Annotated in this window: 1 protein-coding gene; it reads left to right on the plus strand. The window is 63.3% G+C overall.

From position 1 onward, the window contains the following. Positions 1–99: 99 nt before the first annotated feature. Positions 100–694 (plus strand): IS110 family transposase (locus BSZ39_RS13010; protein WP_143180565.1); only part of this gene is annotated, 595 nt, incomplete at its 3' end.

Raw genomic sequence — 694 nt, forward strand, 5'->3', positions numbered from 1 at the left:
CGGCCCGACTTCGGTTGAGGTCTCTTCGTAACGTGGGTGCCAGCATCGGGTGTCATGACACCAGCGGCCAGGGATACAAGCAGGACAAGGGAGCCTGTCGTGACAACCGAATACGCCATCACACTGGGACTCGACGTCGGGAAGTCCACCCACCACGGATGCGCTCTCACTGCCGACGGGCAACGCGTGTACGACCGCGAGCTGCCCCAAGATGAGACCGCGCTGCGGAAGGTCATCACCAATCTTCAGCAGCACGGTTCGGTGCTCGTCGTCGTTGACCAGCCGAACACGATCGGGGCATTGCCGATCGCTGTCGCTCGCGATCTCGGCGCGGGAGTCGCATACCTACCCGGGCTGGCGATGCGCAAAGCCGCGGACCTTTATCCAGGACGGTCGAAGACCGACGCCAGGGACGCGTTCATCATCGCCGATACCGCCAGGACAATGCCACACACGCTCCGAGCCGTGGACCGCAACTCCGAGGTCTTATCGGCGCTGAAGGTGCTGTCCGGGTTCGACGAGGACCTCGCTCGCGAGTCGACGCGCGCGATCAACCGTCTGCGGTCCCTTCTGGTCCAGATCTACCCATCTTTGGAACGCGTTTTCCCTGGTGTCGTCCTCACCCGGGCGATCGTGTTGGATCTGTTCATCCGTTACCACGGACCCGCCGGACTCAAGGCTGCTGGGAAGGCCG

It is taken from the genome of Bowdeniella nasicola (assembly GCF_001907295.1).
GTDB lineage: Bacteria > Actinomycetota > Actinomycetes > Actinomycetales > Actinomycetaceae > Bowdeniella > Bowdeniella nasicola.